A 23,427-nucleotide genomic window follows, 5' to 3' on the forward strand; every position below is an offset into this window, starting at 1 on the left:
AAGCAAGACGATAGCCGCCTCCAGGGGCGGACGTTTCGCAGTCATTCCTCATCGACGTCCGGCGTCAGGATGTCGATCAGGGCGGCAACCCGGCCGGCCGGAAGATGGCGGCCCTCGCCAATCAGCGCCTCGTCGTTGTTGACCCAAGCAATCGCTTCGGCAAGTTCACTCGCTGTCGCGCCCGTCGCAAGAAGTTCGGCCATCAGGGTTTCATCGACCGGGCCGAGAATGGCGGTGATATCCGAATGCTTCAGTCCCATTGCGTCCTCCTTCCGCTTTGCTTCGGTCAGGAATGCACAAACTGCCGGCAAACCATGTCGAGATAGATAGGCCGGCGCATGCGAGCATCAAGCGCCACATCATAACATCGCGATCACAGCGACAAGAAAAAAGCCCGGCGGGAGGTCCGCCAGGCTTGAATGCGAAAGCCGCACCGCGTCGCGGTCGGCAGCGGCGCTTCGTGAAGCGTCAGTCGTTCGCCGTCACCTTGACACCGAGGACCGAGGGGATGGTGTTCGGCGCGCCCATGGCGGCCCCCATGATCATCGGGAACGGCACAGGCTTTTCCGGTTCGGCGCTGATCGTCAGGCTCTTCGGCGCGTCGAGATAGGCGTTGACCGCGGCCGACACCTGGTTCTGCAACTCCGGCAGGTTGAGCTGCGCCATCATGATCGGCACCAGGCCCTTCAGCGACTGTGCCATCTGCTCGCCGGTGACGCCCTGCTGGCTGCCGGCGTAATCGAGTGCCTTCTTGGTGATCGAGGCATCGTCGAAACGGATCGAAGCGCTGTTGAAGGTCAACTGCTGCATGAGGCCGAGCATCGCGAGGCCCATTGCCTGGTTGGCCTCTTCCTTGTTCGGATTGGCTTGGGCGGCCTTGTTCGCCTCCTGCAGCGACTTCAGGAACTGGAGCGTGTAGCCGGAGAAATCCATGGCGATGTTCAGCCGTCCGACATCCTTGAAGTCGAGGGCATATTCCTCAACAGCGAGTTTGCCGCTCTCGAGCTCCCAACTTCCCTTCATCGTCACCTGGCCGTCGATCTGCTTCAGGCCGAGCTTGTCGATGGCGTCCTTTGCCTTGGCGTCCTCCACATCCGAGAGATCCGCATTCAGCCCGGCCATCGTCGCATCGAAGTCGAATCCGGCATCATTTTCCTGACGGCTCAGATTGCTCTCGATGCTGGCGATCTTGAAGACGTCCTTGCCCTTGACCTTGACCTCCATCGGGCCGGTGCCGAAGGACTCGTAGAGCAGAATGTCGTCGATGGTGCCGCCAGAGGCATTTCCGGGAATGGAAAGGCCGCCGATCGCTATGTCCTTGACGGATACGCTGTCTTCTTTTTCGCTGACGTTGACGTCCGCGAAGGAAACCGTTTCGGCATAATAGCCGCCATCGTCCGTTTCCTCGACGCCTTCGAACGTCACGTCGCCTATGGCGATCGACTCCCCGGGCGTTGTCGCGACTTGCAGCTTGACGCCGCTCGCCGTGACCACGTCCCCGTCCGTCTCCGCCTTGTCGAAGACAAGCGAGGTACCGTTCACCTCGAACGAGGCACTCAGTTTCTTCATCATGTCCGCGCCGTCCAGGGCGAAGGCCGGGCCGGCAAGCGTGAGGAGGGCGGCGCTGGCCATCATCAGGCGGATCTTGCGCGTATGCATCATTGCGTTGTTCCTTGTGAAAAATGATAGATTGTGCGGCTGTTTCCGAGGGGTGCTACAGGTGGTTCTTGGCGGTCGGCGCGGAATGCGTCACCAATGTCGCTGGGCGCCATAGGAAGGGCTGCGCGGTAGCAACCGCTGCGACGCGTCCGGTCGCCCGCCATGTCACTTGCATTGATTCCCATCCTCAACCGACCAAATCGCAGGTGCGACCCTAATACGAAACAGGGCAAATTTATATCGCCGAGTCGAATGACGGATGTTCCCCGCGGATCATGCTTTCCGGAAAATTACCCGGGGAATTTCGATGACTGCAACCCGAGGTATAGGCAAGTGGCTGTGAAGCGTTCTCCACAGAGCGATTGACGCGGATTCTTGCCGCGGCGCGCCTGTTGCGGTAGCAAGGATGCATGGGACAAAGCCTTTTGCCGCCTTCTGGCGGGGACGACAACATTCAGCCGGTTGACCTCAAGGCGGCGCTGGAAGAGCGCTATCTCGCCTATGCGCTGTCGACCATCATGCATCGCGCGCTGCCGGATGTCCGCGACGGATTGAAACCGGTCCACCGCCGCATCATCCACGCGATGAGCGAGATGGGGCTGCGGCCCAATACCTCGTTCAAGAAATGCGCGCGCATCGTCGGTGACGTCATCGGTAAGTTCCACCCGCACGGCGACCAGTCGGTCTACGATGCGCTGGTGAGACTCGCGCAGGACTTTTCGCAGCGCTACCCGGTCGTCGACGGACAGGGCAACTTCGGCAATATCGACGGCGACAACGCCGCCGCCTATCGTTACACCGAAGCGAAGATGACCGAGGTCGCGGCCCTCCTCCTCGAGGGCATCGACCAGGATGCCGTCGATTTCCGCCCGACCTACAACGAGGAGGACCAGGAGCCGGTCGTCCTTCCCGGCGCCTTCCCGAACCTCCTCGCCAACGGCGCGTCCGGCATCGCAGTCGGCATGGCGACGTCTATTCCGCCGCACAATGCGCATGAGCTTTGCGACGCGGCGCTCCATCTGATCCGCCATCCGAACGCGACGGTTGAAGAACTGCTGTTCGATCCGGCCAATCCGCAGCGCGGCGGTATCGAGGGGCCGGACTTTCCGACCGGCGGCATCATCGTCGAAAGTCGCGCCAGCATGCTCGAATCCTACCGCACCGGCCGCGGCGGCTTCCGCGTCCGGGCGCGTTGGACTGTCGAGGATCTGGGGCGCGGCGGCTATCAGATCGTCGTGACGGAAATTCCCTACCAGGTTCAGAAGTCGCGGCTGATCGAAAAGATCGCCGAGCTCCTCATTGCGCGCAAATTGCCGCTGCTCGAGGACATCCGCGACGAATCGGCCGAGGATGTCCGTGTCGTGCTCGTGCCGAAGAGCCGCTCGGTCGACGCCAATATCCTGATGGAATCGCTGTTCAAGCTGACCGAGCTCGAAAGCCGCATTCCGCTCAATATGAACGTGCTGTCGATGGGCCGCGTGCCGCGCGTCATGGCGCTGAACGAGGTGCTGAGCGAATGGCTGGCGCATCGCCGTGAGGTGTTGCAGCGGCGATCGCGCCACAGGCTTGCCGCCATCGATCGGCGGCTCGAGATCCTCGGCGGCTATCTGATTGCCTATCTCAACATCGACGAGGTCATCCGTATCATCCGCGAAGAGGATGAGCCGAAGGCGGTGATGATCGAGCGTTTCTCGCTGACCGATGTCCAGGCCGAAGCGATCCTCAACATGCGCCTGCGCTCGCTGCGCAAGCTCGAGGAGTTCGAGATCCGCACCGAATTCGACGCGCTGTCGAAGGAGAAGGCGGAGATCGAGGCGCTGCTCGCCTCCGACGACAAACAGTGGCAGGCAGTTGCCTGGGAAATCGGCGAGGTCAAGAAGAAGTTCGCCAAGGCGACCGAGCTCGGCAAGCGCCGCAGCACCTTCGCCGACGCTCCCGAGGCGGATGTCGAAGCCATTCAGCAGGCGATGATCGAGAAGGAGCCGATCACCGTCGTCATTTCGGAAAAGGGCTGGATCCGGGCGCTCAAGGGGCACATCTCGGACACGTCTTCGCTGCAGTTCAAGGACGGCGATGCGCTGAAGGTGGCGTTCCCCGCGCAGACGACGGACAAGATTCTCGTCTTCACCACTGGCGGCAAGGTGTACACACTCGGCGGCGACAAGCTGCCGGGCGGCCGCGGCCATGGTGAGCCGTTGCGAATCATGGTCGATATGGAAAACGACCAGGACGTGCTGACGGCGCTCGTCCACGATCCGGCGCGCAAGCTCCTTGTCTCGTCCGCTGCCGGCAACGGTTTCGTCGTCACCGAAAGCGACATTGTCGCCAATACCCGCAAGGGCAAGCAGGTGATGAACGTCGTGATGCCGGACGAAGCGAAGCTCGTCGTGCCGGTCAAGGGGGATCACGTTGCCGTCGTTGGCGATAACCGCAAGATGCTGGTCTTCCCGCTGCCGCAGATACCGGAGATGGCGCGCGGCAAGGGCGTGCGCCTGCAGCGCTACAAGGACGGCGGCATCTCCGACATCCGCTGCTTCACCATGGCCGAGGGCCTCACCTGGGAAGACAGTGCTGGCCGTGTCTTCACGAAGGTGAGGGATGAGCTGATCGAGTGGATAGGCGACCGCGCCGGCGCCGGTCGCACCGTGCCGAAGGGCTTTCCGCGAAGCGGCAGGTTCAATGGTTGATTGCCCGACCTAGACTCTGTCACCTGCTGCCGGCGGGTTGCCCCGAGGTTATCCACAGCTCCTGCGTCTTTTCCCGCTGCCGCCGCAACTCCTCGATGTTTCCTTAAATCGGCCGCGATTTGACGAATGATGCGCCGGAGAGAGGAACGCGATGATCCCGGCTCTTGACGATACATTGTTGGCGCTCGCCGATCCCACACGCCGCCGCATATTCGAAGTCCTATTTGCCGGCGAATCCGCCGTTGCGGACGTCGCCGTTGCGGTCGGTGCCGAACAGGACGAGCTGTCAGGTCACATGGTGATTCTGGAGGAGGCGGGGCTGATTACCCGGCGGCACCAGGACGATCGAGAGATGATCGCCGCCGATCCGGCCCCATTGGAAGTCGCGGCGGAATGGATCAACACCAATCGCGAGCTCTGGGCGATGCGCACGCAGATTGAGGAGACGGGGCCTGCTTCTACCACCCCGCAGTGACCGGTGGGCGAGCGGCCGTCAACCGGTAAATGGCAATTCGGCACAGGGTAGCTGCGCCTTTGCCGCCTTGCTGCGCATCTGCCACAGCGAATGACCAAGCAGGGCGATGATGAGGATCGTGCCGCCGACGAGCGTCTGGAAAGTGGGCGTCTCGGAAAAGACCATCCACACCCAGATCGGTGCCAGAATCGTCTCGAGCAGGTAGAACATCCCCACTTCCGGTGCCGAGAGATAACGCGGGCCCGTCGCCAGGCAAAAGAAGGCGACAGGGATCATCACCAGCCCATTGAAGAGAATATAGCCCGGTGCGGCAATGGCGATGCCGCTCGCCGGCAAAAGCGTGAGCGCCGCCAGGGCTGGAAAGATCGCAGTCGTTAGCGGCACCAGCGCCATGTCCCGTCCGCTGGCGCGGCTGATGGCGATGGCGCTCGCCAGCAGGAAAGCGGAGCAGGCGGCCATCGCGTCGCCAAACAGGTTCCCGCTTTCGAGCCCGTCCTGGACGATCACCCCGACGCCGAGAAGCATGATCGCCATCGTCAGCAGCGTGGCGTTGGAGGGGCGCTCCTTCAGGAAGATCCAGGAGAGAATTGCCGCGAACATCGAGGTGAAGGCGAGGATGAAAACGACGTTTGCTGTCGAGGTGTTGAACACCGCGAGCAGGAAGGTGAAGGAATTGATGCCGTAAAAGAGGCCGGCGATCAGCCCGGCCTTGCCGGGGATCAGCGCAATCTGGCGGCCCAGCACGCGATTGATAAAGAACCAGGCGGCGATCGCCACCGCAAAGGTCGACAGGCTGCGCACGGCGAGAATCGACCAGACTTCGCCGTCTGCCGAACGGATCAGCGGGATGTCGAAGGAAAGCGCAAGGCCGCCGAGGCCGGTGATGGCAAGGCCGCGCCGATGCCGGGCGGCGTCAGAGGAGGGGGTCAATCGTCAATCCGTGGCGGTTTCAGGAGAATCTTCCCCGCCAGCATAACGCTCCCAACCGCGGGCCATAAGGTGCTCCTGCGGCAAAAACTTTGTTTTGTACCCCATTTTGCGCGATCCCTTGACCCAGTAGCCGAGATAGACGTGCGGCAGGCCGCGTTCCTTTGCACGGCGGATATGGTCGAGGATCATGAAGGTGCCGAGGGACCGGTTTGCAAGGCCCGGATCGAAGAAGGAATAGACCATAGACAGCCCGTCGCACATCCGGTCGGTGAGTGCCGTGGCGATCAAGGGGCCTTTGGCCTTTTCGCTGATGCCGTCGCCCTCGGCCCTCAAGCGGTATTCGATGATTTTCGTGTGTACATGGGTGTCCTCGACCATCATTGCGTAGTCGAGCACTGACATGTCCGACATGCCCCCCCTCTGGTGCCGGCAATCCAGATAGCGGCGGAAGAGGTTGTACTGCTCGCTCGATGGTTCGGCCGGGTATTCGGTGGAGACCACGTCCTCGTTGGCCGCGAGCACGCGGCGCATCGAACGGGTGGGCAAGAATTCATTGGTCAGGATACGCACCGAGATGCAGGCGCGACAGGTCTCGCAGGCCGGGCGATAGGCAATGTTCTGCGAACGGCGGAAACCGCCCTGGGTCAGAAGATCGTTCAACTCGGGAGCGCGCTCGCCCACCATGTGGGTGAAGACCTTCCGTTCCATCTCGTTCGGCAGGTACGGACAGGCTGCCGGTGCGGTCAGGTAGAATTGCGGAGACGATGTGGTCTGCGTGTTCATCGAGCGTGGGGGTCACTCTTCGCGAAGTTACTCTGCAATAGGATGGCCGAAGAAATAAAAACGTCAACACACTCGTTCCGCAAGGAGCGAGCAAAGTGCCGGCAATTCTTCGTCTGGAGATGCTTCCGGTTTGACCCGGGTTCATCCGGGCCGCGGCACAGTCGTTTTCGACGGGCCGGGCGCCGTCAATACATGTCGCGCCGGACGGTGACGGTACCGATCAGAAGGTCGTGCAGCAGCCTGCCGCGATCCGTGAACAGTCCGATCAGCAAGATGAGCGGAGTCAACAGCGCATTGGCGATCCAGAAGATCGCCAGGTGGACGATTGCCGTCAGGAAATCCATGGGCCGGCCATCCGTCCGGGCGATCGCCACACCCATGATCCTCATCCCGGGCGACGCCTGCTCGCGGCCGCCGACCGTCAGTCCGAAATACAGCATCGCCACGAGAGCGAAGAGCACGGGATAGAGGAAGAATCCGAGGCCGAGCGTCAGGATGCCGAGAAAGAACACGACGACCGCAGCCGGAATCCACAGGAGCGCGACGATCAGGTAGTCGATAATGAAGGCAAACACCCGGCGCGACAGAACACCCTGGTAAGCGCGCCAGTCCTGGCTCGGAAGTCGGAGTTCTTGGTTGTGCATGCTCATGTCAGCCTCGCGTCGTTTCGATCACATATGGGGACCGAATTCGTCAAAACAATGCGTCTCTCGCGCGAACCGGCCGCTCACCGCTTCGCCAGGATCTTAGCCACCTCGACGGCGAAATAGCTGAGGATGCCGTCGCAGCCGGCTCGCTTGAAGGAGAGCAGCGTCTCGAGCATGACGCGCTCGCCGTCGATCCAGCCGTTGGCGGCCGCCGCCTTGATCTGCGTGTATTCGCCCGAGACCTGATAGGCGAAGACCGGCAGGCCGAAGGCTTCCTTCATCCGCCAGCAGATGTCGAGATACGGCAGGCCCGGTTTCACCATCAGCATGTCGGCGCCTTCCTCGACGTCGAGCGCGGCGTCGCGGATCGCTTCGGTGCCGTTGGCCGGATCTATATAGTAGGTCTTCTTGTCGCCCTTCAGCAGCCCGCCGGTGCCGATCGCCTCGCGATAGGGGCCGTAGAAGGCGGAGGCGAACTTCGTCGCATAGGACATGATGCCGACATTATGGTGGCCGCTGGCATCGAGCGCCTCGCGGATCGCGCCGATCCGCCCGTCCATCATCTCGGAAGGCGCAATGATGTCGGAGCCGGCATCCGCCTGGACGACTGCGGCGCGCGCCACCGCTTCCACCGTCTCGTCGTTGACGATCTCGCCATCGCGCAGGATGCCGTCATGGCCGTGGCTGGTGAAGGGGTCAAGCGCCACGTCGGTAATGACGCCGATATTCGGAACGGCTTTTTTGATCGCTTGCGTCGCCTGGTTGATGAGATTGTCGGCGGCAAGGCTGTTCGAGCCGGTCTGGTCGCGGAGCGCCATCTCGATATTCGGGAAGGTGGCGACGGCGGGAATGCCGAGGTCGGCCGCCTCCTTGACCGCCTCGACGGCCCTGTCGATGCTCATGCGGTTGACGCCGGGCATTGCTTCGATAGGCTGAGCGATGCCTTTGCCCGGCACGATGAAGATCGGCCAGATCAGGTCGTCCACGGCGAGCCGGTTCTCCTGCACCAAGCGGCGTGTCCAGTCCGCCTTGCGGTTGCGGCGCATGCGACGGTGCCCGGTGATCCTGTCCACAAGATTTGTGCTGTCGTTCATCGCGCCCGCGTCCTTCTTCCTTCATCTGCGTCGGTCAAAGGCGGTTTATCACGCGCCTCGGCAGATTGAAAACCGCATCACGCGATGAGGGGCTGCGGCATTTCCTCTCCGCGCGCAGCGGCTCGGGCGCGTGCTCTTGATTTGCGGCTGGTGGATTGCCGGCACTCGGCCTATCTTGCCGGCCATGCTTCACGATTCTGCTCATGTGCCGAAGCCATCGCTCACCGAAGTGCTGTTCGGCTGGTTCCTGCGCCTGGTCTCGGCCTCCTGCTTCTGGTTCGCGCTGAATTACTGGGCGATGCTGATCGGTTTTTCCCACGGCGGCGCCGGGCGTTTCGATCTGCTGGCAGCGGAGTGGCGCGCTGCGGCAACGGCGCTCGCCGTCCTCTATCCGGTCGCCGCCATTGGGCTCTGGTTGCTCGTCTCCTGGGGGCCGGTTGTCTGGGTGCTTGCGGCCGCGATCGAAGTCGCCATGGTCGAGTTCTATCCGGGCATGCTCGGTGCCCGTCCGCTGCTCCTCGTGCTCCATGGATCGGTCGCCGTCACCTTCGTACTTTTCCGTGCGGCGATCTTCTGGCAGCGCCTGCGCCAGGCGCGGCAGGTAAGAGTTGATTCACCCTGAGACAGTGTCGACGGATAGTAAGTACATGTTAAGGCTGCGGTTTAAGTAGAATTTTATACGTATTCGATAGGGTCTCACTCAAGGCGGGAAGACAAAGAAACACCGCCAAACGAAACAGTGAGGCACGAAAATGAACACGAAGATGAAGCCGCAGGTAGCTGCTCCCCGGGACCCGCAGGAAGAGACGATCCGTGGTCTCTATATGGAATCCCTTCACCTTGTCGAGCGTCTGCATCGCCGTCTGCTCGACGTCATCAAGGACGAATTCGACCGGCAGGGCCGCAGCGATGTCAACGCCGTTCAGGCGCTGCTGCTCTTCAACATCGGCAATTCAGAACTGACCGCCGGCGAACTTCGCTCCCGCGGCTACTATCTCGGTTCGAACGTCTCCTACAACGTCAAGAAGCTCGTCGATCTTGGCCTCATCAACCATCAGCGCTCCCGCATCGACCGTCGTTCGGTCCGCATCAGTCTGACGGAAGAAGGCCAGGAGATTGCCGAGACCGTCGCCAAGCTCTACGAGCGCCATGTCGGCTCGATCCATAAGGTCGGCGGCATCGGTTCGGATGAGTTCACCCAGATGAACAAGCTCCTGCAGCGCCTAGACCGCTTCTGGAACGACAGCATCATGTATCGCCTCTAAGTAAGGCGTACGCATCTCCAGCCTCAAGGGTCGGGCGCAATCCCTGCGTGTCCGACCTTTGCTGGTTTTCTCCATCGAGTTGTCGTCCAAGCCCTCGCCGCTCTATCCGCCCGGGTAGGCCGAGACACGAATTGGCCATATTACTATGACAGCGACGCTACCATGCGGCAGGTGCGCAATTGCGTCTGTGGCGGCGATTCGTTTCGTGGCCCGCCTGCCGATTGGCTCTCGCTCGCACGATCGTGAAAGCAACTTGAGAGCCGGGTGGGCACGCGGGTTTACCTTTGTTAACCACGTTTGTGCTAGGGCTCGGGCAGCGCGCGTATTGGCGCATTTGATGGTGGGACTATGTCGAAAAAGAACGGAATTGATGCTTTCTCGCGCCGCGCGTTTCTGCGCTCGGCCGCAACGCTCGGTGCCGCCGCATGGGCAGGCGCCGCCAGTGCCCAGGACGCACTGGGCGAACTCATCAATTCGCCGCGTCGCGGCTCCTGGGATGACCAGTTCGATGCCAAGGCCTCGCGCACCGCGACAGCAGTTCTTTCCAATACACCGGTTTTCGGCCCTCAGACGATCAGCCATGTGCAGCAGGCAATCTTCGATTACCAGCAGATCGTCGCCGGCGGCGGCTGGCCCCAGGTTCCGCAGACCGGTGTAAGGCTCGAGCTTGGCGTCACCGATCCCTCCGTCCAGCAGCTGCGTCAGCGCCTGATGGTCTCCGGCGACCTGCCGCGGTCCGCCGGTATTTCCTCTTCCTTCGATTCCTACGTCGACGGCGCGATCAAGCGCTTCCAGGCCCGCCACGGTCTGCCGGCGGACGGCGTGATCGGCGAATATACGTTCAAGGCACTGAACGTCGACGCCGCGACGCGGCTGGCCCAACTCGAGACCAACCTTGTGCGGCTTCAGTCGATGTCGGGCGATCTCGGCCGCCGCTATGTCATGGTCAACATTCCCGCCGCCTATATCGAGGCGGTAGAGAACGGCCGCGTCGTGTTGCGTCATGCCGCTGTCGTCGGCAAGATCGACCGCCAGTCGCCGATCCTCAATTCGAAGATCTACGAGGTCATCCTCAATCCCTACTGGACCGCGCCGCGCTCGATCGTCCAGAAGGACATCATGCCGCTGATGCGCAAGGACCCGACCTATCTCGAGCGCAACGCCATCCGCCTCTTCGACGGAAGCGGCAACGAAGTGTCGCCTGAAACGGTCGACTGGAATGCCGAAAAGGCGCCGAATCTGATGTTCCGGCAGGATCCCGGCAAGATCAACGCCATGTCCTCGACGAAGATCAACTTCCACAATGAGCATGCGGTCTACATGCACGACACGCCGCAGCAAGGCCTGTTCAACAAGCTGATGCGCTTCGAATCGTCGGGCTGTGTGCGCGTGCAGAACGTCCGCGACCTCTCGAACTGGCTGCTCAAGGAGACGCCCGGCTGGTCGCGCCAGCAGATCGAGGCGACCATCAAGACGGGCGTCAACACGCCGATCAAGCTTGCCGAAGAGGTGCCGGTCTATTTCACCTACGTCACCGCCTGGTCGGCGAAGGATCGCGTCGTCCAGTTCCGCGACGATATTTATCAGCGCGACGGCGCCGCGGAACTGGCCCTGCAGACGACGACCGGAGTCGAGCAATCGCCCGGCCCCATCGACGCCGACGCCTTGCCGCAATAAGCAAAAGTGCCGTATTTTTCGATCAAGGCCGCGTATTCCAGGATGCGCGGCTTTTTCATGTCTACTCGGCCGCGATATATGGGCGCGGCGGATGGTGGAAATGGCGCAAACCGCACAGCGGATATTGCTCTCGGCGTGCGAGGAAGCTAAAGAACAGCCACCCTTGAGAGGAGCCTCGCGCGATGCTTGCACAGACCAATGACGCCTTCTTCACCCGCTCTCTCGCCGACAGCGATCCGGAAATCTTCGGTGCGATCGAGAAGGAGCTGGGTCGCCAGCGCCATGAGATCGAGCTGATCGCCTCCGAGAACATCGTGTCCCGTGCCGTGCTCGAAGCCCAGGGCTCGATCATGACTAACAAATATGCCGAGGGTTACCCGGGCAAGCGCTATTACGGCGGCTGCCAATATGTCGACATCGCCGAGGAACTGGCGATCGACCGTGCCAAGAAGCTCTTCGGCGTCAATTTCGCCAACGTGCAGCCGAACTCCGGTTCGCAGATGAACCAGGCGGTGTTCCTGGCGCTCCTGCAGCCGGGCGATACCTTCATGGGCCTCGACCTCAATTCCGGCGGCCACCTGACCCACGGCTCCCCGGTGAACATGTCGGGCAAGTGGTTCAACGTCGTTTCCTACGGTGTGCGCGAAGACGATCACCTGCTCGACATGGACGATGTCGTCGAGAAGGCCCGCAAGCACAAGCCCAAGCTGATCATCGCCGGCGGCACCGCCTATTCGCGCATCTGGGACTGGAAGCGTTTCCGTGAGATCGCCGATGAAGTCGGCGCCTGGCTCATGGTCGATATGGCCCACATTGCCGGCCTTGTCGCCGGTGGCCAGCATCCGTCGCCGTTCCCGCATTGCCATGTCGCGACGACCACGACGCACAAGTCGCTGCGCGGCCCCCGTGGCGGTATGATCCTCACCAATGACGAGGATATCGCCAAGAAGATCAATTCGGCAGTCTTCCCAGGCCTCCAGGGCGGTCCGCTGATGCATGTGATCGCTGCCAAAGCCGTTGCGTTTGGCGAGGCGTTGCAGCCCTCTTTCAAGGACTATGCGGCCCAGATCGTCAAGAATGCCCGCACCCTTGCCGAAACGCTGAAGGCCAACGGCCTCGACATCGTTTCCGGCGGCACCGACAACCACCTGATGCTGGTCGATCTGCGCAAGAAGTACGCCACCGGCAAGCGCGCGGAGGCGGCGCTTGGCCGCGCCTACATCACCTGCAACAAGAACGGCATTCCCTTCGATCCGGAAAAGCCTTTCGTCACCTCCGGTGTTCGCCTCGGCGCACCGGCCGGCACGACGCGCGGCTTCAAGGAGGCGGAATTCAAGGAAATCGGCGAGCTGATCGTCGAGGTGCTCGATGGTCTGAAGGCGGCCAACTCCGACGAGGGCAATGCGGCCGTCGAAACCGCCGTTCGCGAAAAGGTGGTGAAGCTCACCGACCGTTTCCCGATGTACGGCTACATGTGATCGGAAGGTTGCATGCGCTGCCCCTATTGCAGTTCCGAAGACAGTCAAGTGAAGGATTCCCGTCCGGCTGAGGACGGGAATGCCATTCGCCGCCGCCGCATCTGCCCTGATTGCGGCGGCCGCTTCACGACCTTCGAGCGGGTGCAGTTGCGTGAGCTGATGATTATCAAGAAGACCGGTCGGAAGGTGCCCTTCGACCGGGACAAGCTCTTGCGCTCCTTCGAGATCGCCCTGCGCAAGCGCCCGGTCGATCGTGACCGTATCGAGCGGGCGGTGTCTGGTATCGTCCGCCGCCTGGAAAGCTCCGGCGAGACGGAGATTCCCTCGGAGGAAATCGGCCTACAGGTGCTTGAGGCCCTGAAGAGCCTCGACGATGTCGCCTTCGTGCGATACGCCTCCGTCTATCGGGATTTTTCCCACGCCGAGGATTTCGAGAAGGTCATTGCCGAGATCAGCGCCAAGATCGCGCGCGATCCCAGCGAATAGCTCTAGTTAGCGGAGGAGCGCATGGGCGGGCCGACGCGTGAGGACGAGAGATTCATGGCGGCGGCATTGCGCCTCGCCCGCCGCAATCTCGGTCTGACCTCCACCAATCCCTCCGTCGGCTGTCTTGTCGTCAAGGACGGAACGATTGTCGGCCGAGCGGTGACGGCGCCAAGCGGACGCCCGCATGCGGAATCGCAGGCTCTTGCCGACGCAGGTGAGAAGGCGAGGGGGGCGACCGTCTATGTCACCCTCGAACCCTGTTCGCATCATGGCAAGACGCCGCCCTGTGCCGACGCGCTTATCGCCTCGGGCGTCGCCCGCGTCGTCGTTTGCCTTCTGGACCCAGACGAGCGCGTGGCCGGTCGCGGGGTCGTGATGCTCCGCGACGCCGGCATCGGAGTCGACATCGGTGTCCTTCGCGACGAGGGCGAGAGGGTGCTGGAAGCTTATCTTATGCGCCAGCGGATGAAGCGGCCGCATGTCACCCTCAAGCTCGCCGTCTCGGCCGACGGCATGATCGGACGAAAGGGTGAAGGGCAGCTGAGGATCACCGGTGCGGTCTCGCGCGCCCAGGTCCAGGTGCTGCGTGCCGAGACGGATGCCATCCTCGTCGGGGCCGGTACGGCAAATGCCGACGATCCGGAACTCACCGTTCGGTTACCTGGGCTTGAAGCGCGTTCGCCAATCCGTATCGTCCTTGATCGACGTCTAGACTTGACGGTCGAATCGAAGCTCGTCCGCTCGGCCGGTGCGGTCCCATTGATCGCCGTCGCAGATTCGGTGCTCGATCGGGCCGCAACAGCGAGGCGCAGCGCGCTGGAAGAAGCCGGCGTCGAAGTGTTGAATGCCGATACCGTTGCCGATCTTTTGACGGCACTGGCCTCGCGCGGCATTTCCTCGCTTCTGGTCGAAGGCGGCGCGCGGGCGGCGCGCCAGTTTCTCGATGCGGGGCTGGTCGATCGAATTCTGCTGTACAACGGGCCGGCGACTATTGGCGCAGACGGCATCCGATCCCCATTTGGTCGGACGACCGTACCCGCCGGGTTTTCGCTCAAGCGTACGGCCCGTTACGGCGATGATATTTTCGACGATTACGAAAGAGATACCGGATGTTCACAGGCATAATCACCGATATCGGCACCGTGGAGAAGGTCACGGCGCTCCGGGAAGGCATCAAGCTTCGCGTCGCCACCAGCTATGATCCGAAGACGATCGACATGGGAGCCTCGATCGCCCATGCCGGGGTGTGCCTGACCGTAACGGGCCTGCCGGAGGCTGGCAGCAACGAGCGCTGGTTCGAAGTCGAGGCCTGGGAAGAGGCGTTGAGGCTGACGACCGTTTCCGGCTGGCAAGAGGGCACGCGCATCAATCTCGAGCGTTCGCTGAAGATCGGCGACGAGCTCGGCGGCCACATCGTTTCCGGCCATGTGGACGGCCAGGCGGAAATTCTCGCCGTCGACCCGGAAGGCGATGCGGTGCGCTTCCGGCTCCGCGCGCCGGAACATCTCGCCCGCTTTGTTGCGCCGAAGGGTTCCGTTGCGCTAGACGGCACTTCTCTGACCGTCAACCGGGTGGATGGCGCCGACTTCGACGTGCTGTTGATCCGCCATTCGCTCGAAGTCACCACCTGGGGTGAACGCCGGGCCGGCGACCACGTCAATTTCGAGGTCGATACCATGGCGCGCTATGCGGCCCGGCTCGCCGAGTTTCCCGTTTCCCAGGGAGAATGATGTCGATGGCGGCCGAAGGGTTTCGACGGCGGATGGCGGTATTTTGATCCTCTCCAGTCGGTGCGAAAGGTAACTAAGCGGTCAGTACATCCTCTATTCGGATCGGCAGGGTGCGCACGCGCTTGCCGGTCGCGTGGACGGCGCGTGGTAGGCCGGATAGGTGGCCGAGGCCACACGCATGCCGATCAGGAGACGACCGTCGCGCATGGAGCGCGGTTCGGAAGCCCGATGCGACCAACCGAAGCGCTCGGCGGCGAGGTCTTATCATTTCATCAGCGAGCGGCTGGAGAAGGGCTTGTTCTCGCTCTCATCGATCTCGGGTTCGTTCCGCCGCCGTAGTTCGACAGGATCGAGCCCGAGGGCGTAGGACAGTTCATCCAAGGCGCATTCGAGCGCGAAGATGCCACTCGCCTCGCCCGGTCCGCGCATATGGTTCGGCGTACCGATTTCGAGCTGCCGCAGTCTGTACTGCGTGCGCACGTTCGGGCAGGAATACATGTAGCCGCTAGCGCGAACTGCAGGCGAACTATACTTTGTCGATTGCGCTATTGAAACGCGCTTGGTGCAGTTGCAGTGGGCGAAATGCGGGGCGGCGTCCCCGATCGGGGACGCCGCCTTGAGGCGGGATGGGAAACCGCGCGGTTTCCCGTCCGGTACTGCTTTCGAGGAGGTCAGCGAACGTAGATTGTCAAACCACCGTCGGCGGCTTCCTCGGCGCCGGCGATGTTGTTCATCTCGACACGTTGCGCCTTCAGCTTGGATGCCAAGGGCTTGTTGGCATCGACTGCTGCGAGCAGGGCGGTGCGTTGTTCCGCCGTTGCCTCATCGATCCACATCCGGGTCTGGTTCTCCTGGTTCAACGTGTCGACGTCGACGACTCTGACATTGTCGCCCTTGAAGGCGCGAACGGTGTGGTCGATGTGACTCGGCCAGTTCATCTTGGCGTCCGTGGCATAGGTGATGCCGCCGAAGCTCAGTGTGGAGAGGGCGGCGATGACGGAAAAAGTCGCGATGCGGTTCATTGTCATGCTCCTTTGCTCGCGGTTGCGGCCCGGGCAGGCAATCGAACGCATGACTCGTTGCGATTGCTGAGCCGGTCGCGCGGCTCCGCTTTGGCCAGCACGGACCGTTTGCGGGTGGGGTCATCCGCAGCAAGTGGCGCTGGATTGTTTCGACTGGTTGGGGTGGCGTTTCCCCGTTGCTTCCGGTGTCGCGCCGTGCCAACGGTTACGAAACTGGGCCGGAATGTGGCCATTTCCGAGGCGTAAGTTCCTGAAAAATAGTTAAAAATCGTTCATGTTCGCGGATGCCAACAAGCCCGGCAAAATGGACGCCGGAGCCTGGCCTTGGCTCAGACTGCGCCCGTCGACCGGCGTTCGAACATGAGCATCGGTCTACCGTGATAGGTCGTGCGCCGGAATTCCCTAAAACCATACTTGAGCGCGACCCGGATCGAAGCCTCATTGCCGGGTTCGATGATGCAGGTCTTTCTAAGGGCGGGAAACTCGCGATCGCCCCAGGCGAGTGCGGCGGAGACCGCCTCCGTCGCAAAGCCGCGGCCATGGCACTTCGGCGAAAGTGCCCAGCCCATCTCCATCGTTCCCTCGAGCGATGGTGTGATCTCGCGGTGGGGATCATGGAATCCGGCCTCGCCGATGAACGCACCGCCGTCCTTCTCCTGGATCGCAAAGAAGCCGAAGCCGAAATAGTGCCACATCCCCACCTGGCGCAAGAACCGCGTCCAGGACTGTTCGCGCGTGTAGGGCACGCCACCCACGTGACGCGTCACTTCCCCGTCCGCGAAGAGTGCGCTGTAGCAGGGAAAATCGTCGCGCCGATAGGGGCGCAAGAGAAGCCGCTCGGTCTCGATTACGGGCACACGATGCATTTTCACTCCGGTTTGGCTGATGGGGCCGGTTTGGCTGATGGAGAAGGTGAAGTTAGGTCCTGAGCGCAGCCCGGCTCACCATCCCAATAGTCGGTTGCCGATTGAGGCCGGCCGATAAAGTCGAACGAAGCCTCGCGCGTGTCGGACCGCCGGGTTCTGGCCAGGAACTTGCCGGAGTCCGGATATTCGCAAATCTCGGTCGAGGCCATGGTCGATATCGACAGATACTTGAGCGGCAACGTTCCTGTGTTGATCAGGTGATGCGCCGTTTCAGGACCGCCAGCCGGTGCGCCGAGCACGTCGCCGGGCCCGACGGCATAGCGTTCGCCGCCGAAGCGGTATGTGCCCTCTCCCTCGAGAATGATGAACAATTCCTCCTCGACATGGTGGTTGTGAAAGGGGCAGCCGGATTTGCCCGGCGGCACCTCGCCATAGCTGATGCCGAGGTCTTTCAGGCCGAGAAGCGCACCGAACGAGGCGTCGCGCGATTCGAAGAACGAGCCGCGGCGCCAGTGGTCGAGGCCGAGCTGGTCGAGACTGACGATCGGTTTGCGGATTTCCGTCATGGCTTTCCTCCCGGCCGTGGCGGCCCTTCCGCAGCGTGAACAGCTTCACCTTGCAGAATCGGCCGCAATATACTTGAGGTTTTAAAGCTAGTATATGCCGGAACCGTCACCGGAGCAGCCTGAGGCGGAAGATGGCGCGGCAAATGGCCTCCGCATGCAGGAATTTGCTTGCCATTCTGCGCAGGCCGTGGTTTGACCGCCGCCTGCGCTGGCCGAGGCCGGCCCATATTTCAAGACAGGTGATCCATGGCGAATACCAAGCCGGTCCGCATCCTGATTGTGGAAGCGCGCTTCTATGACGATATGGCCGACGCAATGCTCGACGGGGCTAAGCATGCGCTCGACGCAGCCGGCGCGACCTATGATATCGTTACGGTTCCGGGCGCCCTGGAAATTCCCGCGGCACTGGCCATGGCGCTCGATGGTGCCGACGAAGGCGGAACCGACTACGACGGCTTCGTTGCGCTCGGCATGGTGATTCGCGGCGAGACCTATCATTTCGACATCGTGGCGAACGAGTCGGCGCGTGCTTTGATGGATCTCGCCGTGAGCGAGAGCCTGGCGCTCGGCAACGGCATCCTGACGGTGGAGAATGAGGAACAGGCGTGGGCGCGTGCCCGTCGCTCGGAGGGCGACAAGGGCGGCTTTGCCGCGCGTGCCGCGCTCACCATGATCGAACTGAAGAACAAGCTGAGTAAAGAACAGTGACGAACACCCCCTCGGATCAGCCGCTGAAGCAGGTCAACCAGCGTGGCGCCGCGCGCCTTGCGGCCGTTCAGGCCCTCTACCAGATGGAAGTCGGCGGAACCGGCGTGCTCGAGATCGTTGCCGAGTTCGAGGCGCATCGTCTTGGCCAGGAACTGGACGGCGAGACCTATCTCAAGGCGGACGCCTCCTGGTTCCGCTCGATCGTCTCCGGCGTCGTGCGCGACCAGCGCAAGCTCGACCCGTTGATCGGATACGCGCTTCAGGACGATTGGGCGCTTTCGCGACTCGATTCCACCGTCCGCGCCATCCTGCGCGCCGGCACTTTCGAACTGCTCGAGCGCAGGGACGTACCGGTTCCGGTGATCGTTACCGAATATGTCGAGATCGCCAAGGCCTTCTTCGAGGACGAGGAGCCGAAGCTCGTCAACGCTGTCCTCGACCGCATCGCCAAGCAGATCCGCGGCGAGCAGCGGACATAGCCCCTCATGCTTGTTGCGGCCGGGGACGACATCGGAACGGTTCTTCGCGAGGCCCGCCGCAACGTCCTTCTGCTGACTGTCGCCCAGGCGCTGCTCGGCGTCGTCGGGCCGATCAGCTTCGCCGTCGGCGGTATTGCGGGCCATCAATTGCTCGGCGACGACAAGTCGCTCGCGACCGCGCCGCTGACCGCATTCAATGTCGGAATGGCGCTTGGCGTCATCTTGGTGGCGATCCTGTCGCGATCGATTGGACGGCGCTTTGCCTTCATGGCTGGCGCGACGGTTGCCATGATCGGCGGCATGATCACGGCGGCCGCTCTTTTCCAGGCGAGTTTCTGGCTTTTTGCAGCCGGTCTGGCTATTCTCGGGTCCTCGAGCGGTTTCACCCAGAAGCTGCGTTTCGCCGCCGCGGATGCGTCGCCGTCCTTCTACAAAGCATCGGCAATTTCCTGGATTCTCGGCGGCGGCATCGTCTCGGCGGTCCTTGGTCCTCAGATCGTCATCTTGGCCGGCGACTTCTTCGCACCCGTATGGTTCGCCGGTGCCTTCGTCGCGCTGATACCCGTCTGCCTCTTCGCCCTTTTCTTCTTTATCCCCCTGCGGCTCCCGGAAGCCACGAAGGCGTCATCCGCAGAAGCGGGTCTACCCGCCCGTTCGCTCCGCGAGATCGCCGGCAGCCAGCGCTTTCTGACCGGGATGGTCTGCGGCATCTCCTCCTATGCGCTGATGACCTTCATGATGACCGGCGCCCCGGTCGCCATGGTCGTCGGCTGCGGTTTTTCGAGCGATCTCGCGACGCTTGGGATCCAATGGCACGTGCTTGCCATGTTCGCTCCGAGCTTCGCCACAGGTTGGCTGATAACCCGCTTCGGCGCGGAGCGCGTCGTCGCCTGCGGGCTCATGTTGCTCATGGGCTGTGCGGCCGTCGCCCATCTTGGCTTGGCGCTCTGGAACTTCTGGGGCGCTCTCGTTCTCCTCGGGCTCGGCTGGAACTTCGGCTTCATCGGCGCGACTTCAATCGTCGCCCAGAGCTACCGACCGCATGAGGCGGACAAGGTCCAGGGCTTCCACGACGTGGTGCTGTTTTCGACTGTTGCCGTCTCGTCCTTCGCCTCCGGCAAGGTTCTGGCCGCCTACGGCTGGGACATGCTCAACGCGGTCATCTGGCCGGTGGCGGGCCTCTGCCTTTTGCTCCTCGTCCTCCTGATGCGTTCGAGCAAGAGAGCGGCCGCCTGAAGCCACGCTCGCTTCCTGAAAGCCTGACCCTCAGAGGCCGGCATGCCGGCAATTTCAGGGGCTTGACGATCCACCATCGCAACCGCACTCTGGCCGCGCCGTGGGGGCATGCCGCTTGAGGAGGGGCATGCGATTCGCGGGACAGAGGGGCCGGCGGCAGGGAGTTGAGGCCGCGGGTTTAAACGGAGGAAAGTGCGAAATGACCATATTGTTGGGCGTTATCGCATGCGGGTTGCTTTCGGTGGCCTATGCCATCTGGGCGACACAGTCGGTGATGGCCGCCGACCAGGGGAATGCCCGCATGCAGGAGATCGCAGGTTTTATCAGAGAGGGGGCGCAGGCCTACCTCACGCGTCAGTACACAACCATTGCCATCGTCGGTGTCGTCGTATTCTTCGCTGCATGGGTTTTGCTTTCGGGTGCGGCCGCCATTGGATTCTTGATCGGCGCGGTGCTCTCGGGCGCGGCCGGCTTCATCGGCATGCATGTTTCGGTCAGGGCCAATGTCCGCACGGCCCAGGCCGCATCGGTCAGCCTCGCCTCCGGTCTCGATATCGCCTTCAAATCCGGTGCGATCACCGGTCTTCTGGTGGCAGGCCTCGCGCTCCTGGGCGTCTCGGTCTACTACTTCATTCTCACCGTCGGCCTCGGCCATGGACCGGCCGAACGCGAGGTCATCGATGCGCTTGTCGCACTCGGCTTCGGCGCCTCGCTGATCTCGATCTTCGCCCGCCTCGGCGGCGGCATCTTTACCAAGGGTGCCGATGTCGGCGGTGACCTCGTCGGCAAGGTGGAAGCCGGAATTCCGGAAGACGATCCGCGCAACCCGGCGACGATCGCCGACAATGTCGGCGACAATGTCGGCGACTGCGCCGGCATGGCCGCGGACCTCTTCGAGACCTATGCGGTCTCCGTGGTGGCAACCATGGTCCTCGCATCGATCTTCTTCGCCGGCGCGCCGATCCTCGCGACCGTCATGGTCTACCCACTGGCGATCTGCGCCGCTTGCATCATCACCTCGATCATCGGCACGTTCTTCGTTAAGCTGGGCACCAACGGCTCGATCATGGGCGCGCTCTATCGAGGCCTGATCGTCACGGGCGTGTTGTCGATCTTCGGTCTTGGCGCAGCGACGTCGTTGACGATCGGCTGGGGTTCGATCGGAACCGTTGCAGGGCAGGACGTCACCGGTTGGGCCCTGTTTCTTTGCGGCATCATCGGCCTCGTCGTCACCGCGCTCATCGTCGTGATCACCGAATACTATACGGGCACCAACAAGCGGCCGGTGAACTCGATCGCTCAGGCCTCGGTGACCGGCCACGGCACCAACGTGATCCAGGGCCTCGCCGTCTCGCTCGAATCGACCGCCTTGCCGGCGATCGTCATCGTCGGCGGCATCATCACGACCTATCAGCTCGCCGGTCTTTTCGGCACCGCGATCGCCGTCACCGCCATGTTGGGCCTCGCCGGCATGATCGTCGCCCTCGATGCCTTCGGCCCGGTCACCGACAATGCCGGCGGCATTGCCGAAATGTCGCACCTGCCGCCCGAGGTGCGCAAGTCGACCGACGCTCTGGATGCAGTGGGCAATACGACGAAGGCTGTGACCAAAGGCTACGCTATCGGCTCTGCGGGGCTCGGTGCATTGGTGCTGTTTGCGGCCTATTCGAACGACCTCACCTATTTCGCCGCGAATGGCGACAAGCACCCCTACTTCGCCGACGTGGGAACGATCTCGTTCGATCTCTCGAACCCCTATGTCGTCGCCGGCCTGATCTTCGGCGGTCTCATTCCCTATCTCTTCGGCGGCATTGCCATGACCGCCGTCGGAAGGGCTGGCGGCGCCGTCGTCGAGGAAGTGCGCCGACAGTTCAAGGAAAAGCCGGGCATCATGGAAGGCAAGGACCGGCCGGACTATGGCCGTGCCGTCGACATGCTGACCAAGGCGGCGATCCGCGAGATGATCATTCCCTCGCTCTTGCCGGTTCTCGCACCCATCGTCGTCTATTTCGGCGTGCTGCTGATTTCCGGCTCGAAGGCCTCGGCCTTCGCGGCACTCGGCGCCTCGTTGCTCGGCGTCATCGTCAACGGGCTTTTCGTGGCGATTTCGATGACCTCGGGCGGCGGGGCATGGGACAATGCGAAGAAAAGCTTCGAGGACGGTTTCGTCGACAAGAACGGCACGCGCCACATGAAAGGCTCGGAGGCGCACAAGGCGTCGGTCACCGGCGACACGGTCGGCGATCCTTACAAGGATACGGCTGGTCCGGCCGTCAATCCGGCAATCAAGATCACCAATATCGTGGCCCTGTTGCTGCTCGCCGTGCTCGCCTGACGCTACGCCCCTTCAACAGAAAAGCCCGCGGAACTCGGTTCCGCGGGCTTTGTTGTGAAAAGGCATTTCGTCAGTTGTTGCCGAAGTTCTTGAACAGGTTGCGCGCCGCAGCCTGTCCGGCACCGGGGCCGGTCAAGAGCTGGCCGAGGAAGCTCGTTTCCTTGCCGCCGGTCGGCGTCGTCCGCGTCAGCATGTCGAACACCTTGCCGTCCTTCATCGTATAGTGGGCAAGTTGGCTGACGACGCCCTCCTTGTCGAAATAGACGGCGAGGATCGACTGGTCGATCAGCTTCGGCTTCATGAAGGCGACCGGGCGCTTGCGCTTCTGCGAGATGTAGTAGAACACCTCGTTGTCGAACGTCGCGGTGGTCGATGGGGTGCCGAGCGACAGCATGACCTGTTCGCGGCTCGATCCGACGGGAACGAGGTTCAACGTTTCCTGATCGACGACATAGCCCTGGTGCAGGACTTCGCCGACATCCATTGCCTGGCAGCCGGCAAGCGCTGTAGTGCATAGGGAAGCCACGATCACGGCACGGCCAAGAACTTTCAGGTTTGTTGTCAGATACCGCTTCGTCAACGACTGCTCCCCTTGGAGTAACGATGGCATATGCGCCATTGCAATTCGTGCCTGCTTCGGTAAACCAGCTTCGGCTATCATGCAACAACGTCATGGGCGCGTGCCCATGAATTCGAGAAAGCCACGGTTGGGCTTTGTTATGATTTTTGGACTGTTCAAGAGAAAAAGCGGCAATATTGCGATTGTGGAGCGCCAGTATGCGCTTCTGACCGCGGCGGCGCGCCAGCCGTTTCTCTATACCGACCTCGATGTGCCCGATACGGTGATGGGCCGTTTCGAGATGTTGTCGGCGATCCTGATCCTTTATTTCCGCCGCACCCGGGCCTCGGCACGCACCGGCCAGGAAATCGCGCAGGAGATCGTCGATGCCTTCTTCGAGGATGTCGACCACTCGATCCGAGAGCTTGGCGTCGGCGATGTCAGCGTGCCGAAGAAGATGAAAAAGTTCGCCGGCATGTTCTATGGCCGCCTGGAATCCTATGCGGCTGCGCTCGAGAATGGCGACAGGCAGGCTCTTGCCGACGCGCTGCGGCGCAATTTTCATCCGCAGCAAGAGGACGCGCCGACGATGATAGGCTTGGCACGTTATCTCATTTCCGTCGAAGCCGGGCTCGCGGAAGTTCCGGAAGACCTGGTCGAAACGGGACAGTTGCGCGTTCCACCGGCGGTGAGCCAATAGGGCGCCCGGCAGCGCAGCGGCATTTGCGCAACGGGCTAAGGCGGG

General features: G+C 62.2%; 25 protein-coding genes. 14 read left to right on the forward strand and 11 right to left on the reverse strand.

The window, feature by feature from the left end; genetic code table 11:
* Nucleotides 1-41: 41 nt before the first annotated feature.
* Nucleotides 42-260: a hypothetical protein gene (locus tag USDA257_RS04480; protein WP_011975002.1), complete on the reverse strand. Its 219-nt coding sequence runs from the start codon at nucleotides 258-260 to the stop codon at nucleotides 42-44.
* Between the two features lie 208 nt (nucleotides 261-468).
* Nucleotides 469-1,662 (reverse strand): hypothetical protein, encoded by a 1,194-nt coding sequence (locus USDA257_RS04485; protein WP_014761695.1) that lies wholly within the window; start codon nucleotides 1,660-1,662, stop codon nucleotides 469-471.
* 407 nt (nucleotides 1,663-2,069) lie between these two features.
* Here USDA257_RS04485 and parC point away from each other — a divergent pair, with 407 nt between their 5' ends.
* Nucleotides 2,070-4,346 (forward strand): DNA topoisomerase IV subunit A, encoded by a 2,277-nt coding sequence (parC, locus tag USDA257_RS04490; RefSeq protein ID WP_041413913.1) that lies wholly within the window; start codon nucleotides 2,070-2,072, stop codon nucleotides 4,344-4,346.
* A 151-nt stretch (nucleotides 4,347-4,497) separates the two neighbouring features.
* Complete coding sequence (locus tag USDA257_RS04495) at nucleotides 4,498-4,821, forward strand: helix-turn-helix domain-containing protein (protein ID WP_014761698.1); 324 nt, start codon at nucleotides 4,498-4,500, stop codon at nucleotides 4,819-4,821.
* Between the two features lie 18 nt (nucleotides 4,822-4,839).
* Here USDA257_RS04495 and USDA257_RS04500 read toward each other — a convergent pair whose 3' ends face one another.
* From USDA257_RS04500 to hemB, 4 genes are all read right to left on the reverse strand, one after another.
* Nucleotides 4,840-5,751 carry a DMT family transporter gene (locus tag USDA257_RS04500; protein WP_014761699.1) on the reverse strand — a complete coding sequence of 304 codons (912 nt, stop codon included), beginning with the start codon at nucleotides 5,749-5,751 and terminating at the stop codon, nucleotides 4,840-4,842.
* 3 nt (nucleotides 5,752-5,754) lie between these two features.
* Complete coding sequence (locus USDA257_RS04505) at nucleotides 5,755-6,534, reverse strand: arginyltransferase (RefSeq protein WP_014761700.1); 780 nt, start codon at nucleotides 6,532-6,534, stop codon at nucleotides 5,755-5,757.
* Nucleotides 6,535-6,719: 185 nt separating this feature from the next.
* Complete coding sequence (locus tag USDA257_RS04510; RefSeq protein ID WP_014761701.1) at nucleotides 6,720-7,184, reverse strand: RDD family protein; 465 nt, start codon at nucleotides 7,182-7,184, stop codon at nucleotides 6,720-6,722.
* A 77-nt stretch (nucleotides 7,185-7,261) separates the two neighbouring features.
* Nucleotides 7,262-8,275, reverse strand: a complete 1,014-nt coding sequence (hemB, locus tag USDA257_RS04515) for a porphobilinogen synthase (RefSeq protein ID WP_014761702.1) — start codon at nucleotides 8,273-8,275, stop codon at nucleotides 7,262-7,264.
* A gap of 184 nt (nucleotides 8,276-8,459) precedes the next feature.
* Here hemB and USDA257_RS04520 point away from each other — a divergent pair, with 184 nt between their 5' ends.
* The 7 genes from USDA257_RS04520 (at nucleotide 8,460) to USDA257_RS04550 (ending at nucleotide 14,911) form a co-directional block, all read left to right on the forward strand.
* Nucleotides 8,460-8,897, forward strand: a complete 438-nt coding sequence (locus USDA257_RS04520; RefSeq protein ID WP_014761703.1) for a DUF6163 family protein — start codon at nucleotides 8,460-8,462, stop codon at nucleotides 8,895-8,897.
* A 130-nt stretch (nucleotides 8,898-9,027) separates the two neighbouring features.
* Complete coding sequence (ldtR, locus tag USDA257_RS04525) at nucleotides 9,028-9,540, forward strand: transcriptional regulator LdtR (protein ID WP_014761704.1); 513 nt, start codon at nucleotides 9,028-9,030, stop codon at nucleotides 9,538-9,540.
* A gap of 348 nt (nucleotides 9,541-9,888) precedes the next feature.
* Nucleotides 9,889-11,217 carry a L,D-transpeptidase family protein gene (locus tag USDA257_RS04530; protein ID WP_014761706.1) on the forward strand — a complete coding sequence of 443 codons (1,329 nt, stop codon included), beginning with the start codon at nucleotides 9,889-9,891 and terminating at the stop codon, nucleotides 11,215-11,217.
* Between the two features lie 182 nt (nucleotides 11,218-11,399).
* On the forward strand, nucleotides 11,400-12,695 hold the full coding sequence (gene glyA / locus USDA257_RS04535; protein ID WP_014761708.1) for a serine hydroxymethyltransferase: 1,296 nt from the start codon (nucleotides 11,400-11,402) through the stop codon (nucleotides 12,693-12,695).
* A gap of 12 nt (nucleotides 12,696-12,707) precedes the next feature.
* Nucleotides 12,708-13,181 (forward strand): transcriptional regulator NrdR, encoded by a 474-nt coding sequence (gene nrdR, locus USDA257_RS04540; protein ID WP_012707532.1) that lies wholly within the window; start codon nucleotides 12,708-12,710, stop codon nucleotides 13,179-13,181.
* Nucleotides 13,182-13,202: 21 nt separating this feature from the next.
* Nucleotides 13,203-14,306, forward strand: a complete 1,104-nt coding sequence (gene ribD / locus USDA257_RS04545; RefSeq protein ID WP_014761709.1) for a bifunctional diaminohydroxyphosphoribosylaminopyrimidine deaminase/5-amino-6-(5-phosphoribosylamino)uracil reductase RibD — start codon at nucleotides 13,203-13,205, stop codon at nucleotides 14,304-14,306.
* A complete protein-coding gene (locus tag USDA257_RS04550; RefSeq protein ID WP_014761710.1) occupies nucleotides 14,291-14,911 on the forward strand; it encodes a riboflavin synthase in 621 nt (206 codons plus the stop codon). The genes ribD and USDA257_RS04550 overlap by 16 nt, the downstream gene beginning before the upstream one ends.
* 264 nt (nucleotides 14,912-15,175) lie before the next feature.
* Here the strand turns inward: USDA257_RS04550 and USDA257_RS37580 are convergent, their stop codons facing one another.
* From USDA257_RS37580 to USDA257_RS04570, 4 genes are all read right to left on the reverse strand, one after another.
* On the reverse strand, nucleotides 15,176-15,409 hold the full coding sequence (locus USDA257_RS37580) for a molybdopterin cofactor-binding domain-containing protein (protein ID WP_014761711.1): 234 nt from the start codon (nucleotides 15,407-15,409) through the stop codon (nucleotides 15,176-15,178).
* Nucleotides 15,410-15,582: 173 nt separating this feature from the next.
* Nucleotides 15,583-15,933 carry a hypothetical protein gene (locus USDA257_RS04560; protein WP_014761712.1) on the reverse strand — a complete coding sequence of 117 codons (351 nt, stop codon included), beginning with the start codon at nucleotides 15,931-15,933 and terminating at the stop codon, nucleotides 15,583-15,585.
* Nucleotides 15,934-16,262: 329 nt separating this feature from the next.
* Nucleotides 16,263-16,799, reverse strand: coding sequence for a GNAT family N-acetyltransferase (locus USDA257_RS04565; protein WP_014761713.1), 537 nt, complete (start codon nucleotides 16,797-16,799; stop codon nucleotides 16,263-16,265).
* Between the two features lie 2 nt (nucleotides 16,800-16,801).
* Nucleotides 16,802-17,365 (reverse strand): cupin domain-containing protein, encoded by a 564-nt coding sequence (locus tag USDA257_RS04570; protein WP_014761714.1) that lies wholly within the window; start codon nucleotides 17,363-17,365, stop codon nucleotides 16,802-16,804.
* 246 nt (nucleotides 17,366-17,611) lie between these two features.
* On the opposite strand from USDA257_RS04570, the gene ribH reads away from it, so the two are divergent.
* From ribH to USDA257_RS04590, 4 genes are all read left to right on the forward strand, one after another.
* Entirely contained in the window at nucleotides 17,612-18,073 is a 462-nt protein-coding gene (ribH, locus tag USDA257_RS04575; RefSeq protein WP_014761715.1) for a 6,7-dimethyl-8-ribityllumazine synthase, read from the forward strand.
* Nucleotides 18,070-18,552 (forward strand): transcription antitermination factor NusB, encoded by a 483-nt coding sequence (gene nusB / locus USDA257_RS04580; protein ID WP_014761716.1) that lies wholly within the window; start codon nucleotides 18,070-18,072, stop codon nucleotides 18,550-18,552. Before ribH ends, nusB begins: the two co-directional genes overlap by 4 nt.
* 6 nt (nucleotides 18,553-18,558) lie before the next feature.
* Entirely contained in the window at nucleotides 18,559-19,788 is a 1,230-nt protein-coding gene (locus tag USDA257_RS04585; protein ID WP_014761717.1) for an MFS transporter, read from the forward strand.
* A gap of 199 nt (nucleotides 19,789-19,987) precedes the next feature.
* Nucleotides 19,988-22,123 (forward strand): sodium-translocating pyrophosphatase, encoded by a 2,136-nt coding sequence (locus USDA257_RS04590; protein WP_014761718.1) that lies wholly within the window; start codon nucleotides 19,988-19,990, stop codon nucleotides 22,121-22,123.
* 70 nt (nucleotides 22,124-22,193) lie between these two features.
* Here the strand turns inward: USDA257_RS04590 and USDA257_RS04595 are convergent, their stop codons facing one another.
* Nucleotides 22,194-22,703: an outer membrane protein assembly factor BamE gene (locus USDA257_RS04595; RefSeq protein WP_014761719.1), complete on the reverse strand. Its 510-nt coding sequence runs from the start codon at nucleotides 22,701-22,703 to the stop codon at nucleotides 22,194-22,196.
* A gap of 139 nt (nucleotides 22,704-22,842) precedes the next feature.
* Between USDA257_RS04595 and USDA257_RS04600 the strand changes: the two genes are divergently transcribed.
* Complete coding sequence (locus USDA257_RS04600; protein ID WP_041413914.1) at nucleotides 22,843-23,382, forward strand: ubiquinol-cytochrome C chaperone family protein; 540 nt, start codon at nucleotides 22,843-22,845, stop codon at nucleotides 23,380-23,382.
* Nucleotides 23,383-23,427 lie beyond the last annotated feature (45 nt).

This window comes from Sinorhizobium fredii USDA 257 (assembly GCF_000265205.3).
Lineage (GTDB): Bacteria > Pseudomonadota > Alphaproteobacteria > Rhizobiales > Rhizobiaceae > Sinorhizobium > Sinorhizobium fredii_B.

Excerpts from the sequence above, each read along its gene's own strand:
- USDA257_RS04600 (WP_041413914.1), top strand. The coding sequence starts at position 22,843 with ATGATTTTTGGACTGTTCAAGAGAAAAAGCGGCAATATTGCGATTGTG.
- parC (WP_041413913.1), top strand. The coding sequence starts at position 2,070 with ATGGGACAAAGCCTTTTGCCGCCTTCTGGCGGGGACGACAACATTCAG.
- USDA257_RS04530 (WP_014761706.1), top strand. The coding sequence starts at position 9,889 with ATGTCGAAAAAGAACGGAATTGATGCTTTCTCGCGCCGCGCGTTTCTG.
- USDA257_RS04505 (WP_014761700.1), bottom strand. The coding sequence starts at position 6,534 with ATGAACACGCAGACCACATCGTCTCCGCAATTCTACCTGACCGCACCG.
- hemB (WP_014761702.1), bottom strand. The coding sequence starts at position 8,275 with ATGAACGACAGCACAAATCTTGTGGACAGGATCACCGGGCACCGTCGC.
- glyA (WP_014761708.1), top strand. The coding sequence starts at position 11,400 with ATGCTTGCACAGACCAATGACGCCTTCTTCACCCGCTCTCTCGCCGAC.
- USDA257_RS04570 (WP_014761714.1), bottom strand. The coding sequence starts at position 17,365 with ATGACGGAAATCCGCAAACCGATCGTCAGTCTCGACCAGCTCGGCCTC.
- nrdR (WP_012707532.1), top strand. The coding sequence starts at position 12,708 with ATGCGCTGCCCCTATTGCAGTTCCGAAGACAGTCAAGTGAAGGATTCC.
- USDA257_RS04480 (WP_011975002.1), bottom strand. The coding sequence starts at position 260 with ATGGGACTGAAGCATTCGGATATCACCGCCATTCTCGGCCCGGTCGAT.
- USDA257_RS04520 (WP_014761703.1), top strand. The coding sequence starts at position 8,460 with ATGCTTCACGATTCTGCTCATGTGCCGAAGCCATCGCTCACCGAAGTG.
- USDA257_RS04585 (WP_014761717.1), top strand. The coding sequence starts at position 18,559 with ATGCTTGTTGCGGCCGGGGACGACATCGGAACGGTTCTTCGCGAGGCC.
- USDA257_RS04560 (WP_014761712.1), bottom strand. The coding sequence starts at position 15,933 with ATGAACCGCATCGCGACTTTTTCCGTCATCGCCGCCCTCTCCACACTG.
- USDA257_RS04565 (WP_014761713.1), bottom strand. The coding sequence starts at position 16,799 with ATGCATCGTGTGCCCGTAATCGAGACCGAGCGGCTTCTCTTGCGCCCC.
- ldtR (WP_014761704.1), top strand. The coding sequence starts at position 9,028 with ATGAACACGAAGATGAAGCCGCAGGTAGCTGCTCCCCGGGACCCGCAG.
- ribH (WP_014761715.1), top strand. The coding sequence starts at position 17,612 with ATGGCGAATACCAAGCCGGTCCGCATCCTGATTGTGGAAGCGCGCTTC.
- USDA257_RS04485 (WP_014761695.1), bottom strand. The coding sequence starts at position 1,662 with ATGATGCATACGCGCAAGATCCGCCTGATGATGGCCAGCGCCGCCCTC.
- USDA257_RS04590 (WP_014761718.1), top strand. The coding sequence starts at position 19,988 with ATGACCATATTGTTGGGCGTTATCGCATGCGGGTTGCTTTCGGTGGCC.
- USDA257_RS04495 (WP_014761698.1), top strand. The coding sequence starts at position 4,498 with ATGATCCCGGCTCTTGACGATACATTGTTGGCGCTCGCCGATCCCACA.
- USDA257_RS37580 (WP_014761711.1), bottom strand. The coding sequence starts at position 15,409 with ATGTATTCCTGCCCGAACGTGCGCACGCAGTACAGACTGCGGCAGCTC.
- USDA257_RS04510 (WP_014761701.1), bottom strand. The coding sequence starts at position 7,184 with ATGAGCATGCACAACCAAGAACTCCGACTTCCGAGCCAGGACTGGCGC.
- USDA257_RS04550 (WP_014761710.1), top strand. The coding sequence starts at position 14,291 with ATGTTCACAGGCATAATCACCGATATCGGCACCGTGGAGAAGGTCACG.
- ribD (WP_014761709.1), top strand. The coding sequence starts at position 13,203 with ATGGGCGGGCCGACGCGTGAGGACGAGAGATTCATGGCGGCGGCATTG.